This is a genomic window from Methylobacterium sp. EM32, assembly GCF_040593685.1.
GTDB lineage: Bacteria > Pseudomonadota > Alphaproteobacteria > Rhizobiales > Beijerinckiaceae > Methylobacterium.
Genome location: NZ_JBEXZS010000164.1, coordinates 1 through 14833 on the forward strand (window position 1 = coordinate 1; position 14833 = coordinate 14833).

At 71.6% G+C, this 14833-nt stretch carries 12 protein-coding genes, 1 pseudogene and 1 other annotated feature; of the genes and pseudogenes, 10 read left to right on the top strand and 3 right to left on the bottom strand.

Annotated elements, in window-relative coordinates:
* A partial coding sequence (locus ABZT49_RS21210) for a hypothetical protein (protein ID WP_355288712.1) occupies positions 1 to 1408 on the bottom strand: 1408 nt, incomplete at its 3' end.
* A 670-nt stretch (positions 1409 to 2078) separates the two neighbouring features.
* Here ABZT49_RS21210 and ABZT49_RS21215 point away from each other — a divergent pair.
* The 9 genes from ABZT49_RS21215 to ABZT49_RS21255 all read left to right on the top strand — a co-directional run bounded on the left by ABZT49_RS21215 (position 2079) and on the right by ABZT49_RS21255 (position 12341).
* Positions 2079 to 2762, top strand: coding sequence for a tail fiber protein (locus ABZT49_RS21215; protein WP_355288714.1), 684 nt, complete (start codon positions 2079 to 2081; stop codon positions 2760 to 2762).
* Positions 2762 to 3088, top strand: a complete 327-nt coding sequence (locus ABZT49_RS21220; protein ID WP_355288716.1) for a DUF6916 family protein — start codon at positions 2762 to 2764, stop codon at positions 3086 to 3088. The genes ABZT49_RS21215 and ABZT49_RS21220 overlap by 1 nt, the downstream gene beginning before the upstream one ends.
* A gap of 186 nt (positions 3089 to 3274) precedes the next feature.
* Positions 3275 to 3820 (top strand): GNAT family N-acetyltransferase, encoded by a 546-nt coding sequence (locus ABZT49_RS21225; RefSeq protein WP_355288718.1) that lies wholly within the window; start codon positions 3275 to 3277, stop codon positions 3818 to 3820.
* A gap of 177 nt (positions 3821 to 3997) precedes the next feature.
* Entirely contained in the window at positions 3998 to 4330 is a 333-nt protein-coding gene (locus tag ABZT49_RS21230) for a hypothetical protein (protein WP_355288720.1), read from the top strand.
* Positions 4327 to 4644: a cell wall-binding protein gene (locus ABZT49_RS21235; RefSeq protein ID WP_355288722.1), complete on the top strand. Its 318-nt coding sequence runs from the start codon at positions 4327 to 4329 to the stop codon at positions 4642 to 4644. Before ABZT49_RS21230 ends, ABZT49_RS21235 begins: the two co-directional genes overlap by 4 nt.
* A 459-nt stretch (positions 4645 to 5103) precedes the next feature.
* A complete protein-coding gene (locus ABZT49_RS21240) occupies positions 5104 to 5721 on the top strand; it encodes a glutathione S-transferase (RefSeq protein WP_355288724.1) in 618 nt (205 codons plus the stop codon).
* 38 nt (positions 5722 to 5759) lie between these two features.
* Positions 5760 to 7832 carry a pyridoxamine 5'-phosphate oxidase family protein gene (locus ABZT49_RS21245; protein WP_355288726.1) on the top strand — a complete coding sequence of 691 codons (2073 nt, stop codon included), beginning with the start codon at positions 5760 to 5762 and terminating at the stop codon, positions 7830 to 7832.
* A gap of 682 nt (positions 7833 to 8514) precedes the next feature.
* Positions 8515 to 9417: a lipase family protein gene (locus ABZT49_RS21250; RefSeq protein ID WP_355288728.1), complete on the top strand. Its 903-nt coding sequence runs from the start codon at positions 8515 to 8517 to the stop codon at positions 9415 to 9417.
* A gap of 248 nt (positions 9418 to 9665) precedes the next feature.
* The gene (locus ABZT49_RS21255; RefSeq protein WP_355288730.1) at positions 9666 to 12341 is read left to right on the top strand and encodes a metallophosphoesterase; all 2676 of its coding nucleotides are present in this window, start codon (positions 9666 to 9668) and stop codon (positions 12339 to 12341) included.
* A 72-nt stretch (positions 12342 to 12413) separates the two neighbouring features.
* On the opposite strand, the gene ABZT49_RS21260 is transcribed toward ABZT49_RS21255, so the two are convergent.
* Together ABZT49_RS21260 and ABZT49_RS21265 are read right to left on the bottom strand one after the other, a co-directional pair.
* Positions 12414 to 13364 (bottom strand): aliphatic sulfonate ABC transporter substrate-binding protein, encoded by a 951-nt coding sequence (locus ABZT49_RS21260; protein WP_355288731.1) that lies wholly within the window; start codon positions 13362 to 13364, stop codon positions 12414 to 12416.
* Between the two features lie 117 nt (positions 13365 to 13481).
* Entirely contained in the window at positions 13482 to 14333 is an 852-nt protein-coding gene (locus ABZT49_RS21265; RefSeq protein ID WP_355288733.1) for an aliphatic sulfonate ABC transporter substrate-binding protein, read from the bottom strand.
* Here ABZT49_RS21265 and ABZT49_RS21270 point away from each other — a divergent pair.
* A pseudogene (locus ABZT49_RS21270) lies at positions 14253 to 14833 on the top strand (transposase); the annotation flags it as partial. The gene ABZT49_RS21265 and the pseudogene ABZT49_RS21270 sit on opposite strands and share 81 nt — an antisense overlap.
* Positions 14534 to 14650 (top strand) — a sequence feature (AL1L pseudoknot). Its footprint overlaps the pseudogene before it by 117 nt.

Below are 14833 nucleotides of genomic sequence, written 5' to 3' on the forward strand. Positions count from 1 at the left end.
TCACACCCGCAGCACCGGTCGCACCCGTTGCGCCGCCCGCTCCGGTCGCGCCCGCAGCACCTGTGGCACCCGTCGTGCCGGCGGAACCGGTCGCACCAGCGGCGCCCGTCGCCCCAGTCACACCCGCAGCGCCGGTCGCACCCGTCGCGCCCGCGGCACCGGTCGCGCCGGTGGCTCCAACAGAGCCGGTCGCACCGGTGGCGCCGTCCGCTCCAGTGGCGCCCGTGACACCAGCCGCACCAGCGGCGCCGGTCGCACCCGTCACACCCGCAGCACCGGTCGCGCCGTCCGCTCCAGTCGCACCCGTGGCACCCGTGGCACCCGCAGCACCGGTGGCACCCGTCGTGCCGGCGCCGGTCGCGCCCGTGGCGCCGGTGGCCCCCGTCGCGCCGGTGGCACCCGTCGCACCGGTCGCGCCCGTGGCACCCGTCGCGCCGGCGCCGGTCGCGCCCGTGGCTCCGGTGGCACCCGTCGCGCCAGTGGAGCCCGTCGCGCCGGTCGCGCCCGTGGCACCCGTCGCGCCGGCGCCGGTCGCGCCCGTGGCTCCGGTGGCACCCGTCGCGCCGGTAGAGCCCGTCGCGCCGGTCGCGCCCGTGGCACCCGTCGCGCCGGCGCCGGTCGCGCCCGTGGCGCCGGTGGCCCCCGTCGCGCCGGTGGCACCCGTCGCACCGGTCGCGCCCGTGGCACCCGTCACGCCGGCGCCGGTCGCGCCCGTGGCTCCGGTGGCCCCCGTCGCGCCGGTGGAGCCCGTCGCGCCGGTCGCGCCTGTCTCGCCAGCGCCGGTCGCGCCCGTCGCCCCGGTGGCTCCGGTCGCGCCCGTGGCCCCGGTAGCGCCGGTCGCACCCGTGGCCCCGGTGGCGCCCGTCGCACCCGTGGCCCCGGTGGCGCCCGTCGCACCCGTGGCACCCGTCGCGCCGGCGCCGGTCGCGCCCGTGGCACCGGTCGCCCCCGTGGCACCCGTGGCCCCGGTCGCACCCGTGGCGCCGGTCTCACCGGCACCGGTCGCCCCCGTCGCCCCGGTCGAGCCCGTGGCCCCGGTCGCGCCGGTGGGACCGGTCGGCCCGGCGTTCAGATCCGTGGTGATTGCTTCGGCACTGTCGCCGCCAGCCGACTGCGACGTCAACGGGCCCCCGGCGTTGGCCGTGTCCGTCACGTTACCGGATCCGGCGACCGTATTGTTGGATGTAGCGAACACGGCCGTGAACTGCGTCGCCCCAGCGGCCGGCGTCCCGTCATCGGCGATGTACTGAAACGAGTAACGATTCGTGCCACTTGCTTGAAATTTTGTAGAAACAGTTCCGAGATAAGTCGTGTCTGTTGTCGTATTGCCATAATAAAAATCGATATAATCCAGGCTACCGGCAGACGCAGAGCTCGCCCCGGAAATCGTGATCAGCTTCTGTACCATCGCAACGTCTCACCCATCCCGAGTCACAGGCATGCCCGAGCAGCACATGCGCGGAGGCAAGAGCATCGCCCCAATCCGCCGGCACGATGCCCGTCGACGGAGTTTCGCGAAAGGAGGAGAGCCGACACTTTCGCCATCATCGCGGCGAAATGCTCGCTCCAGTGGCATTTTTGCACGCCTCACAGGCATAGGTTATAACAATATGTCTTTGCTTCAAGAGGCTATAGCTTCTTATCAAGCAGTTCATATTCTTAATTATAGTTATATATTTGACTAAATAGCGAATATTTGCGATATTTTTTAAATGATATCATTGCGATTCGCGAATTTTTTATCGCAACATCCCCGCCCGGCAGAATATCGTCAGCAGAACGACATCGATTCCGATCGCACTCGATTCGCCGGCGGCCAGTCCGGCGCTCGCGGCCCGTCGGACGGCACGCGGTTGCGGAGGGGCGCGGCCTCAAGACCGCTCCGCCGCCGTCATCGATCTCGCGTATATTTCGTAAGACCTTCACCATAGAGGAAGGGAATATATTTTTCACAAGCTCGCTTGCGGAGAAGCATCACGGTCGTCTACCCATCGAATCGCCGGGCGAATCGGCGATCGACAGTGATTCGATCTCGCGTCGTCATGCTGCGCAATACAATCAATCGAAGGAATTCGGCCATGGACGCGATGACGGGCATGATCTTCACGGTGCCGTTCGACTGGGCGCCGCAGGGTTGGCAGAAATGCCAAGGACAAGTGTTGAGCATCCAGCAATATCAGGCGTTGTTCTCCCTCATCCTCAACCAGTATGGTGGTGACATTAACAAAGGCACGTTCGGCCTGCCGAATTTTTCGGGACGCACGGCCATCGGCACGGGCCAGCCCCAGGGCGGCGCCACCAACTATACCATCGCGCAGGTCTACGGCACCGAGACGGCGGCGCTGACGCTCAACAACCTGCCGCCCCACACCCATGCGGCGACGTTCTCGCCGGTCTCCAGCAGCCAGAACATCGCCATTCCCGGGCAGGCCGGCGACCAGAAAGTCAAGATGAATGCCCTGACAACTGCGGTGGGCACCGGTGCACCGTCGTCGACCCAGATGCTGGCAAATGCGGGACTTACCAAGATATACGGCACCCCCGGCGCCCCTCCCGTCACAACGGCCCTGGCCGACGCTGCGATCACGGTGACGGGCACCGCCGCGACCAAGGATCAGACCGTCGCCGTCAACATGGTGACCGGAGGCACCGTCACGGTCGACACGGCCGGATCCGGCACCGCCTTCAGTACCTTCCAGCCGTCGCTGGCGCTGACCTTCATCATCACGATGACCGGCCTCTACCCGATGAAGCCGAATTGATGACCGCCTCCCTCAGCACGCTCTCCGCCGGGCTCTTCGCCCCCGTCCTGGGGGAGGTGTTCACCCTCCGCACCGCGGACGGCCACACCCTGACGGCGACGCTGGCGCGGTGCGACGAGCATCCCCGCGCCACCATGCCGGGCAGTGACCGCACGGCGTTCAGCCTCGTGTTCACCTGTCCGGCGGAGGCGGCGGGGGCCTTCCCGGGGGATCACTGCGTGCTGTCGCATCCCGGGCTCGGCGCGTTCGGGCCGCTCTACATCGAGCGCATCCTGGCCGTCGGCTTCCCGCCGGGCACCGCCGCCTACGAGGCCGTCTTCTCCTGACTGTCGACGGGCGGCCCCGCTCGCGCCTCGTCGGGCCGGGCCTCCGGCCGCGTCGGCCGGCGCCGGCCCGGTCACCGGTCCGGCGACGGCGATGCGGCACGACACGATCCGGGGCGGGGCTGCATCGCGCAGCCCCGCCCCGGGGGGCCGCCCCTCCCGTTTTCCCACCGACAGGACATTCGCCGCATGGTCGCTTATGCCGGCTCCATCCCGGTGCTCGGAGGCCTCGGCCTCCGCCCCATCCGCCCGACGGACCAGACCTTCCTGCTGCAGCTCTTCATCGAGTCGCGCCCCTGGCTCTCCTGGGCCGCCGACGACCGCGACGTCCTGCACGCGCTCTACGAGCAGCAGTTCAAGGCATTGCGGGCGGGGCTGGAGACGATGTATCCCGAGCATCTCGACTTCGTCGTCGAGCGGACCGGCCAGGCGGTCGGACGCCTCGCCGTCGCTCTCAGCCCTACCGATTGGCACATCTCCGAACTGGCGATCGTCGCGGCGGCCCGCGGCAAGGGCATCGGCAGCGACCTCGTGCGCAGCCTCCAGGCGGCGGCCGGGCAGCAGCGCCTGCCGCTCACCCTCTCGACCCCGATGTCCGGCACCAACGCCCGGCCCCTGTACGAGCGCCTGGGCTTCCGGGTCATGGCGATCCAGCCGCCGCTCTACCGGATGGCGTGGTTCCCGCCGGGCGTGCCGATGCCGCAAGCCGCCGGCACGGTCCTCGCCGCCGGGTGAGGCGCGACGCGGGCGCTTGACATCGCCGCCGGCCGGCCGATCCTCGCCGGGGCGGCCCGGCAGACTCGCGTTGGCACGCCAACGCTTCGTCCGCTTGGATCCTTGTCGTGTCGCAGGTTTTTATCGCAAAACCGGCGGCCACTTTTGCGAAACCTGCTGCGCGGAGGCGAAACGGCGATGGACTGGGCAGCGGCGGCCTACCGGGCGCGCCGGCTCTTCGCGGCCCGCAGGCGCATGATCCCGGAAGACCGGTCCCTCGCGCTGATCGACGCCTTCGCGGCGCAGGGCCGCTTGAGCCCGGCCGAGATGCTGGGGCACGGCCCGTCGGATGCCGTCGCGGCGATCCTCGGCCACGTCACCACGGCGGTCCATGGGTGGGGCCACGTGCCGGCAGCGAACGGCTGGTACCGGCGGGAGGGATCCGCCTTCGTCATCCATCCGGGCTTCGCGATCGCCTGGGCGGCGGCGCGGGCCTGCGAGGCGCCGCCCGCCGCGGGCGCCGGCGGATGAGCCTGCGCGACCGCTACGAGGACGCGGTGCGCGGCCTCTCCGAGCGCGCCGCCGCCCTGCGCCGCGCGGGCCTGCCGCCCGAGGCCATCGCCCGGGACGTGCACGCCGAGCGGCGGCGCCTCGCCGTCCACTACAAGGGCCTGACGCCGGAGCCCTACCGCAGCCGCATCGCCGCGCGGACGATCCGGGTCTACGGCAACCCGGAAGGACCCTCGATCGAGTTCCTGCGGGCGCAGGGAAAGACCTGGGAGGCGATCATCGCCGGCGCCACGCGCCCGGGCCCGCCCGTCGGCCTCGCGCCGGAGGACGGGTGATGGGGCGGTCGCGCCGGGATCGCCGGACTTCGCCGTCGCGTCTCACCTCATCCGAAGCGCGCCCAACCACGCCGCCTGTCATCAGCCCCCTTTCCCGGACGACTGATGCGATAGCGGAAGGAGATCCGGGATCCAGCACAAGACGTGCCGCGACGCGGCTCTGAATCTTGCAACGTTGCAGACAAGCAGGCGCTTCGCGACTTTTTCTGCTGGATCCCGGATCTCCTTCCACTTCGTTCCAGTCGTCCGGGAAAGGGCAGTGGCTGCCGAAGACCCAGCAGCCCGTGCGGCACACGCGACGGCAAGCACCCCTCCCCGAACACCCACGCTCCACGCAATTATTCCATTCTGCGCAACGATGAAGTGCAAACAGCGCGCATTCTCCGCGCCGTCCGAACGGATCATCGTGCTCCTCGCGGATCGGGACTGACCCGGTCCCCCCTTTCAGGGAGCACGGCCATGAAGCTCTACCACCACCCCCTGTCCGGCCACGCCCACCGGGCGCGCCTGTTCCTGTCGCTCCTCGGCGTCCCGCACGAGGCCGTCGAGGTCGATCTCGCGGCGGGCGCGCACAAGGCGCCGGCCTTCCTCGCCCTGAACCCGTTCGGGCAGGTGCCGGTGCTCGACGACGACGGCACGATCGTCGTGGATTCGAACGCGATCCTGGTCTACCTCGCCAAAAACCTCGGGCGGACCGACTGGCTGCCGGAGGATCCGGCCGGGGCGGCCGCCGTGCAGCGCTGGCTGTCGGTCGCGGCCGGAGAGGTGGCGTACGGCCCGGCCGCCGCGCGGCTCGTCACGGTGTTCGGCGCCGCGTTCCACCCCGAGGAGGTGATCGGCCGGGCCCACACGCTGCTGCGGCGCCTCGACTCCCACCTCGCCGGCCGCGACTGGCTGGTGGGCGAGCGCCCGACCATCGCGGATGTCGCGCTCTACAGCTACGTGGCGCGCGCGCCGGAGGGCAATGTCGACCTGTCGGGCTACCCCGAGGTCGGCGCGTATCTCAGCCGGATCGAGGCCCTGCCGGGCTTCCTGCCCTTCGCCCAAACGCCCGCCGGCCTCACCGCCGCCGCGTGAGCGCGCCCGCGCGGAGATCCGGAACCGAGGAGGACAGCATGAGCGAGGGTTCGAGCCTGCCGGCGCTGCCGGTCTGGCATCCGGGCGAGCGGGCGATCCAGGCGCAGGTCGGCGTCGCCGGCCGCATGGAGGAGGTCGGCCGGCGCGTGGTGCGGGACCACATGCCCGAACAGCACCGCGCGTTCTTCGAACAGATCCCCTTCGTCGTCGTCGGCAGCGTCGACGGCCGGGGCGACGCCTGGGCGACGATCCTCGCCGGCCTGCCGGGCTTCCTCGCCGCGCCGGACCCGCGCACCCTCACCCTCGCGGCGCCGGCGGATCCCGCCGATCCGGCAGGGGCGGGCCTGCGCGCCGGCGAGGCCGTGGGGCTTCTCGGCATCGAGCTGCACACCCGCCGCCGCAACCGGCTCAACGGCCTCATCCGCGCCGTGACCGACGAGGGTCTCACGATCGCGGTCGATCAGAGCTTCGGCAACTGCCCGCAATACATCCAGCAGCGCGACGCCACCTTGATCCGCGATCCCCGCGCGCCCTTTACCGGCGGGGTCGAGGAGACCAACGGGCTCGACGCGGCGGCCCGGGCGACGGTCGAGGCCGCCGACACCTTCTTCGTCGCCTCCTACGTCGCGCGCGACGAGGACGGCGCGGCGCGCCGGCAGGTCGACGTCTCGCATCGCGGCGGCAGGGCCGGCTTCGTGCGCATCGCCGCCGACGGCACGCTGACGATCCCCGACTTCGCCGGCAACCTCTTCTTCGCCACCCTCGGCAACATCCTGGCGAACGGCAAGGCCGGCCTGGTCTTCGCCGATTTTCCGACCGGGGACCTGCTGCAGATGACCGGCGAGGCCGCGGTGGTCCTGTCCTCGCCGGAGATCGCCGCCTTCCGGGGCGCCGAGCGGCTCTGGACCTTCCGGCCGCGCCGGGTCGTGCGCCGGCGGGGGGCGCTGCCGCTGCGCTGGAGCTTGCGACCGGAGGGCTGGTCGCCGACCGCGCTCGCGACCGGCGACTGGCGCGAGGCCGCCGCGCGGCTGCGTGGCCCCGACGGCGCGACGCGGTGGCGCCCGTTCACGGTCACCCGGATCGTCGACGAGAGCCGGACGATCCGCTCCTTCCACCTCGTGCCGGCGGACGGGGCCGGGCTCATCCCGCACCGGGCCGGGCAGCACCTGCCGATCCGCGTGACGCTGCCCGGCGCGGAGAAACCCGTCATCCGCACCTACACCGTGTCAGTCGCGCCCTCGGACGGGATCACCCGGATCAGCGTCAAGCGCGACGGCGCGGTGTCCGGCCACCTGCACGACCGCCTGCGGGTCGGCGACACGATCGAGGCGCGGGCGCCGGAGGGGAGCTTCACCCTCGACGCGCGGGCGCCGCGCCCGGCCCTGCTGCTCGCCGGCGGCGTCGGCGTCACGCCGCTGCTGGCGATGCTGCGCCACCTCGTCCACGAGGGCCTGGCCCGCGGCGACATCCGGCCGGCCACCCTGGTCCAGGCCGCCCGCAACCGGGACGAGATGGCCTTCGGACGGGAACTGGCCAATCTCGCCGCCGCGTCAGGCGGGCGGATCGGGATCGTGCGGGTGCTGAGCGACCCCGGCGAGGCGGTCGCCGAGGTCGATTACGAGGAAGCGGGCCGGATCGACGCGGCGCTCCTCGCCCGGGTCCTGCCGCCCGGAGATGCCGACGTCTATCTGTGCGGCCCGCCCGCCTTCACCCAGGCGCTCTACGACGCCCTGCGCGGCTTGGACGTCGCCGACGACCGCATCCACGCCGAGGCGTTCGGGCCCTCGTCGCTGGTGCGGAGCGTCCCGGCCGCCGCCGCGCCGGAACGGCCGCCGGAATCGGAGGAGCCGGTGGCGGTCGCCTTCCTGGATTCGTCGAAGGAGGCGCGCTGGTCACCGGAATCCGGGACGCTCCTCGAGCTGGCGGAAGGCCGCGGCCTCGACCCGGATTTCAGCTGCCGGGCCGGCACCTGCGGCACCTGCCGGACCCGGCTCCTCGCCGGGACGGTCACCTACCGGCGCGAGCCCACGGCTCCGGTCGCCGCCGACGAGGTGCTGATCTGCTGCGCGGTGCCCGCCGCGGGGAGCGGCCCGGTGCAGCTGGCCCTCTAGATCGCTTCACGATCGCGCCGCAATCGCGAAGCTTCTCTACGTCTTTGATTTTGCCGCATTTTCTACGACGAACCGGTTTCCACTTCGTCGGAAAATGCTCTAGGGCGTCGTGGCGGGATGACGGCCCGTGCGCCGGACCGATCGTCACGATCACTCCGTGTATCGTACGATCGATCAGAGACATCTCCGGGTGTCCGTGCATCTCCTCGAATGATCGGTCTTTGGGCAAGCCTCGGACGACAGCACCTCGCGCGACCCTGGCCTATCGAACGACTGCTCTAGAGCACTTCACGATCGCATTGCAATCGCGAAGCTCTCTAGGTCTTTGATTGTGCCGCATTTTCTTCGACGAACCGGCGTCCACTTCGTCGGAAAATGCTCCAGCGGCTCAGGCCCAGTCATCGTCGCGGGCCGCCGGCACCGTCGGCGGCACTTGTCACGGCCATGGTATATCGGCTTGCAGGCAGGTCGATGTCGCCGTATGATTATACTTGTCACGGCCCTCTCGTATTCAGGGTTGCGCCATGCATCGTGAAGTCTTGAGCCGCGCCGGACGCGGTTTACTCGCGGCGAGTCCGGCCGGAACCTGCGGCACCGGCTGCGCGTCACCGGCCGCGACCGACCGGAGGCGGCGCGGCGCCGCGGGCTCGTCCCGCGCGGCGCGTCGCTGGGTGGGCGTGCCGTGACGTTCCTGGTCACGCGCCCGCGCGAGCAGTATCCGGCCGACGCGCTGGCCGGCATCGCGGGCGATGCGCGCGGGCGCCTGCGCGCCGCGGCGTGGCTGGCGCAGCTCGCCTACGAGGACGACGCGGCCAAGGTCGATTCCATCGCCCGGGACTGGTCCCTCCGCCGCATCCTCAGCCGGGCGCCCCGGGTGCTCGCCTTGCCCTGGCAGCCCGAGACGCGGCTGCACGTGCTTGAGCCCGCGGGCGGGACGGCCGGCCCGTCGGTCGTCACCGTCTGCGGCACCGATCCGTTGCGGTTCGCCAACTGGGTGACGAACCTGAATGTCATGCCGGCCGCCGGCGGCGTCCATTCCGGCTTCCTCGCCGCGCTCGATGCGGCCTGGCCGGACCTGGAGCCGGTGCTGCGCGAGCGGGCGGGGCCGGTCTGGATCGTCGGCCACAGCCTCGGCGCGGCGATCGCGGCGCTCGGCGCCCTGCGCGCCTGCGAGACGCTCGCTCTGACACCGGAGGCCGTGTACGCGTTCGGCATGCCGCGGGTCGGCGGCGAGGCCTTCGCCGCGCGGTACGAGGCGCTGCTCGGCGCCCGGACGCTCCGGCTGGTCCATGGCCACGACGTCGTGCCGCGGCTGCCGCCGGACGGGATCGGCTTCCGGCACGTCGGACGGCGTCTCACCTGCGCCCACGGCGCGCGGTTCGATCCGGCCGCGACGGCCGCCGCGCGCGACGAGGAGCCGCTCCCGCCGCAGACGCTCCCCGGCCTCTTCATGGATACCCTGAGGTTGGTGCTGCCGCTCTTCGAGACGCTGCGCGACGACCCCGTCGGCCTCGCCACGGGGCTGCTGCCCGCGATGATCGCCGACCATCTCCCCGACCGGTATTGTGCCGCGTGCTCGCCGTGAGGTGCGCCCGGCGAAGGGGGCAGGATGGACGACCGCCGGGAAACCCGCGCCGCGGGGGTGAGCGCGCCGCTGCCGCGCGCGACGCCGGACGGCCCGGTCGCCATCGCGGGAATTCGTCTCCCGCGAGGTCCGGTCGCCGCAACGCGCCGGCCGCTGCACGCGCTCGACCGGACCCGTTCCCTGGGCTGAAGGGTTCTTGGGCTGAAGGGTTCTTGGGCTGAAAGGATCCTGCGCTGAAGGGCGACCACATGGCCGACGACGAGAGGATCCGACGCTTTCTCGAGGGCATCGGCCAGGGCGAGGTGCTGGAGAGCGTCGCCGCCGCTTTGGAGGTGGTGCCCGAGGGCCTCGGCACGGAGGAGCGGCGCGACGATGCCCGCAACGCCGCCGCCAAGCTGGCGCGGCGCGAAACGCTCGCGCCGCAGGAGCGCTTCGCGCTCGAATCCATCGTCATCCCCGACAAGCGGCCCGCCATCTTCATCGAGAACGGCACCTATACGGTCGCGCACGCGCTCTGGCTGCATCTCGACCAGGAGCCGGTGAAGGCGCGGCTCTGCCGGACGTTCCGGTCGATCGGCCGCATCGAGCTGCCCGGCCATCCCTCGCTCCCGTATGGCGGGACGGGGTTCGTCGTCGGCGAAAAGCTCCTCATGACCAACCGGCACGTCGCCGAGATCTTCGCCGCGGGCCTCGGCACGCGCATCGCCTTCCGGACCGGCCTCACCGCGGGCGTCGATTTCCTGCAGGAGCGCGGAACGCCGCGCGAGGACGCCGTGCTCATCGCGGTGCGCCGGGTCGTGATGATCCATCCCTACTGGGACATGGCGCTCCTCGAGGTGGAGGGCCTGGATCCCGCGCACCCGCCCCTGGAACTCGCGGTGCGATCGCCCGAGGATGACCTCGCCGACGGGACGAACCCCGCCGAGGTGGCGGTCGTCGGCTATCCGGCCTTCGACCCGCGCAACGCCGCCGACGTCCAGACCGCGGTGTTCGAGGGCGTGTTCAACGTCAAGCGGCTGCAGCCCGGCCTGCTCAAGCCGCGGGCGCGAGTCGAGAGCTTCGGCCGGACGGTCGACGCCGCGACGCACGACGCCTCGACGCTCGGCGGCAATTCCGGGTCGGCGGTCATCGACATCGCGAGCGGCCGCGTCATCGCGCTGCACTTCGCGGGCCGCTACCTCGAGGCGAACTACGCCGTTCCGGCAGCCGATCTCGCGCAGGACCCGCGCGTCGTCGATGCCGGCGTGATCTTCACGCCGACGCCCGCGCGCGGCACCGACCCCTATCAACGGTGGTGGACGATGACGGACGACAACAAGCCCGGACCGACGCGCGCCGGCGAGGCATCGCCGGCCATCCCCCAGGCGCCCACCCCACCCGCGCCCGCGGCCCCACGAATCGCGGGCGGTGCCGTCACGGTGACGATCCCGCTGCAGATCACCGTGTCGCTCGGCGATCCTTCAAGCGACGGCATCCGCCCACCCGCACGGACCGAGGAACCCGCTTCGGTCGAGGCGGCGGCGGCCCCGCCCCCGAAGCCGACGCCGCCGGTCCGCGACGCGCAGGCCGCGGCCGAGGGGCCGCTGACCTTCCGCGATCCCTTCCTGTCGCTGTACCAGTCCATCGCCGAGGAGGTCGCGCGCCAGTCCGCGACGCTGGAGAGTCTCAATGCGGGTCCGGAACCCGCCATCATCCTCGCGGCCGAGAGCGTCGCCGCGGCGCGCGACGCGCGGCTGACGGAGGTTCCGGCCGGCGGCGGGGCTGCCCTCGAGTCGCTGACGCCGATCGAGTACGGCAAGCGCTGCGCCTCGCTGGCGATGCAGATGCTGCGCGCGAAGGTGCTGGGGGATCACGCGACGCTGGCGCGCCTGAAGGACGAGCTGGAGGCCGGCCAATGCGATCCCGGCTGGGCGACGACGATCGAAGCCTATGCCGCGTATTTCGGCATCGGCGGCCAGCGCCGGCCGCCGCTCTACACCACGCCGGCGCAGGCCGGCGAGCGCGTCCTGCCGCTCGCGGCCGGCTGCCGGATCGGGCTGATCGGGGACTGGGGGACGGGCGCAGGCCCTGCCCGGCGCCTGCTCGGCCTCGTCGCGGCCCAGAAGCCGGACCTGCTGATCCACCTCGGCGACATCTACTATTCGGGCACGCCCGAGGAATGCGCCAGGAAGTTCGAAGCCGAGATGGTCGCCGCCTTCGGGCCGAAGGAGACGCGCATCCCGATCTTCACCCTCTCGGGCAATCACGACATGTATTGCGGCGGCGTCGGCTATTACGGCCTGATCGAGCGGCTCAACCGGGCGCCGCACGTCCAGCTGGCGAGCTTCTTCTGCCTGCGCAGCGTCGAGGCGGGCTGGCAGATCCTGGCGATGGATACCGGCCTGCACGACCACAGCCCGCTCGGCGTCGCGGATGCGGTGACCTTCGTCGAGGCCGACGAGCAGGCCTGGCTGAAACGGCGCATCGACGAGTTCCCCGGCCGCACCATCCTGCTGTCGCACCATCAGCTGTTCTCGGCCTTCGCCCGCATCGGGCCGAAGGACGAGGGCGGCCGGGCGGATCCGGTGAACCGCCCTCTCCTGCGGATGTATGACGGCTTCGGCGCCGGCCGCGACCGCGTCGCGGCCTGGTTCTGGGGCCATGAGCACAACCTGTGCGTCTACGAACCCTATGCCGGGCTGACGCGCGGGCGCTGCATCGGCCACGGCGCGGTCCCGGTCTTCGTCGAGGACGATCCCTACGAGCCGCTCGCGGAGGTGAGCGCCCCGCCGCAGATCGTCCCCCGCACGCGGCTCTCCCACGACGGCAGCTACTATCGCCACGGCTTCGCGATGCTGCAGCTGGGCGCCGGCGGCACGGGATCCGCCGGGTATTTCGAGGACCGGAACGGGATCGCCGTGCAGACCTATTCCGAAGCCTTGTAGCGGTCCCGGGGTACGGCCGTGGCCAGACGGCAGGCCCGGTCCCCGGATCGGCCTTCCGGCACGCCGGACCGGTCAGCGGACGGGAGGCGCCCAGATCCCGAGGGCGGCGGTGTCGACGGCCCGCGGCAGGAGCCCCTCGGCGCGGAACGCGTCGGCGATCGTCTGCTGCTCGGAGAGCCCGTCCCGGGTGACCGGTTCGACCCGGTAGCTGCGATGGGCGTTCGCCGCCAGGACGATCGCGGGATCGAGCTTCCACAGCCCGGCGAGCCGCACGGCGGCCTCGGCCGGGTTCGCCTTCACCCAGGCCCCTGTCTGCGCCAGCTTGCCGAACAGGAGGCCGAGCACCGGCCCGTTCGCCGCCGCGTAGGTGTCGGCCGCGAGGTAGTAGCGCTTGTAGAGCGACAGCCCGGCTCCGTCGCGCAGGACCCGCGCCCCCACCTGCTTCTGCGCCGCGGTCAGGAACGGATCCCAGGCGGCCCAGGCCTCGACGCCGCCGCTCTCCAGGGCGGCCCGCCCGTCGGCCGGGCTCAGATAGGCCGGCACGATGCTGCGGAAGGACAGCCCGGCCTCCTTGAGCGCGGCGAGGACCAGGAAGTGGTTGCCCGCCCCCTTGGTGACGGCGACCCGCTTGGCCCTCAGGTCGGCCACGGAGCGGAGGCCTGACTCCTTCGGCACCAGGATCCCTTGCGCCTCGGGCGAGGCCGCCTCCTGCGCGACGTAGGTGATGCGCGCGCCGGCCGCCTGCGCGAAGACCGGCACCGTGTCGGCGACGTCGGCCGAGACGTCGATCGAGCCAGCATTCAGCGCCTCCATGATCGGCAGGCCGCTGGTGAATTCGTGCCAGGACAGGCCGACGCCCTGCGCCGCCAGCGCCTGTTCCAGGCTGCCGCCCTGGCGCAGCAGCGCGATCAACGTCGAGGAGCGCTGGTAGCCGATGCGGAGCGGCGCGGCGGCGCGGGCGGGGCGGCCCATGGCGGCCGAGGCGGCGAGGCCCGCGAGCACGGTTCGGCGGGTGGTCAGCATTGAGTCCTCTGTCAGTCATGGTGAGGCGCGAACACGCTTCGGGTGCGACCCGCTCGCCCATCGCGATGGGCCGCTCCGGCGGAGCGGTGCGGGTGCCACCCGAGGGCGGCTCACCCCCTACGAGCGCGCCTGCCGCACGGCGTCCGCGACTTGGATCGGCCGCGGCAGCAGGCCAAGGCGCAGGAAGGTGTCGGCGATGCGCTGCTGCCCGGCGACCACCTCGGGCCCGAGCGGGACGACGCCCCAGCTCTGGCGGGCCAGCGCCTTGGCGAGGATCGGCACCGGCATGCCGACCGCCGGGCTCAGCTCGCGCGCCGCCGCCTCGGTGACGCCGTTGGTCTCACGATCGACGACCGCGATCGCCGCCAGCACCGCGTCGACGGCCTGCGGCTGCGCTTCCGTGAACGAGCGCTCGCCGACGTAGAACTGGTGGTTGGCCGCGAGCCCGGTCGCGTCCTGCAACACGCGGGCGCCGCTCGACACCTCGACGGCGGCGAGGAACGGGTCCCAGATCACCCAGGCATCGACCGACCCGCCGTCGAACGCCGCCCGCCCGTCGGCCGGCGCGAGGAAGACGGTCTGGATGTCCGTGTAGGCGAGGCCGGCCTCTTCCAGGGCGCGCACGAGCAGGTAATGGACGTTCGAGCCCTTGTTGAGCGCGACCTTCTTCCCCTTCAGGTCGGCGACGGTGCGGATCGGGCTGTCCTTGCGGACGACGATCGCCTCGCTCTTCGGGGCGGGCGGCTCGTGGGCGAAGATCGGCGGGGTCTCGCCGACGATGCCGAGATCGACGGCCTTGGCGTTGAGCGCTTCCAGCAGCTGCGGCCCGCCCGGGAATTGAACCGCTCCGGGTTTTCCGGAGGCTCCAACTTCCGAGAGGATGGAGCCATGACGAAGCGAACAATCCCGTTTTCCCCTGAGGTGCGCGAGCGTGCGGTGCGGATGGTGCGCGAGCACGAGGGCGAGCACGGCTCGCAATGGCCGGCGATCCAGTCGATTGCCGCCAAGATCAGCTGCTCGGGTGAGACGCTGAGGAACTGGGTGCGCCAGTCCGAGCGGGATCAAGGTGTGCGACCCGGCCAGACGACGGACGAGCGCGAGCGGATCAAGGCGCTCGAGCGGGAGAACCGCGAGTTGCGCCAAGCCAACGAGATCCTGCGCAAGGCGAGCACGTATTTCGCGATGGCGGAGCTCGACCGCCGGTCGCGGCCATGATCGGCTTCATCGACGAGCATCGGACAGTCTACGGGGTCGAGCCGATCTGCAGGGTTCTGCCGATCGCCCCGTCGACCTACTACGCGCATGCCGCCCGGTGCGCCGATCCGGACAAGCAACCGGTTCGTGCTCGCAGCGACGCGGCGTTGATGATCGCGATCCAGCGCGTGTTCGAGGCCAACTTCTGCGTCTACGGCGTGCGGAAGGTCTGGCGGCAACTGGCCCGGGAGGGGACCGTGGCCGCGCGATGCACG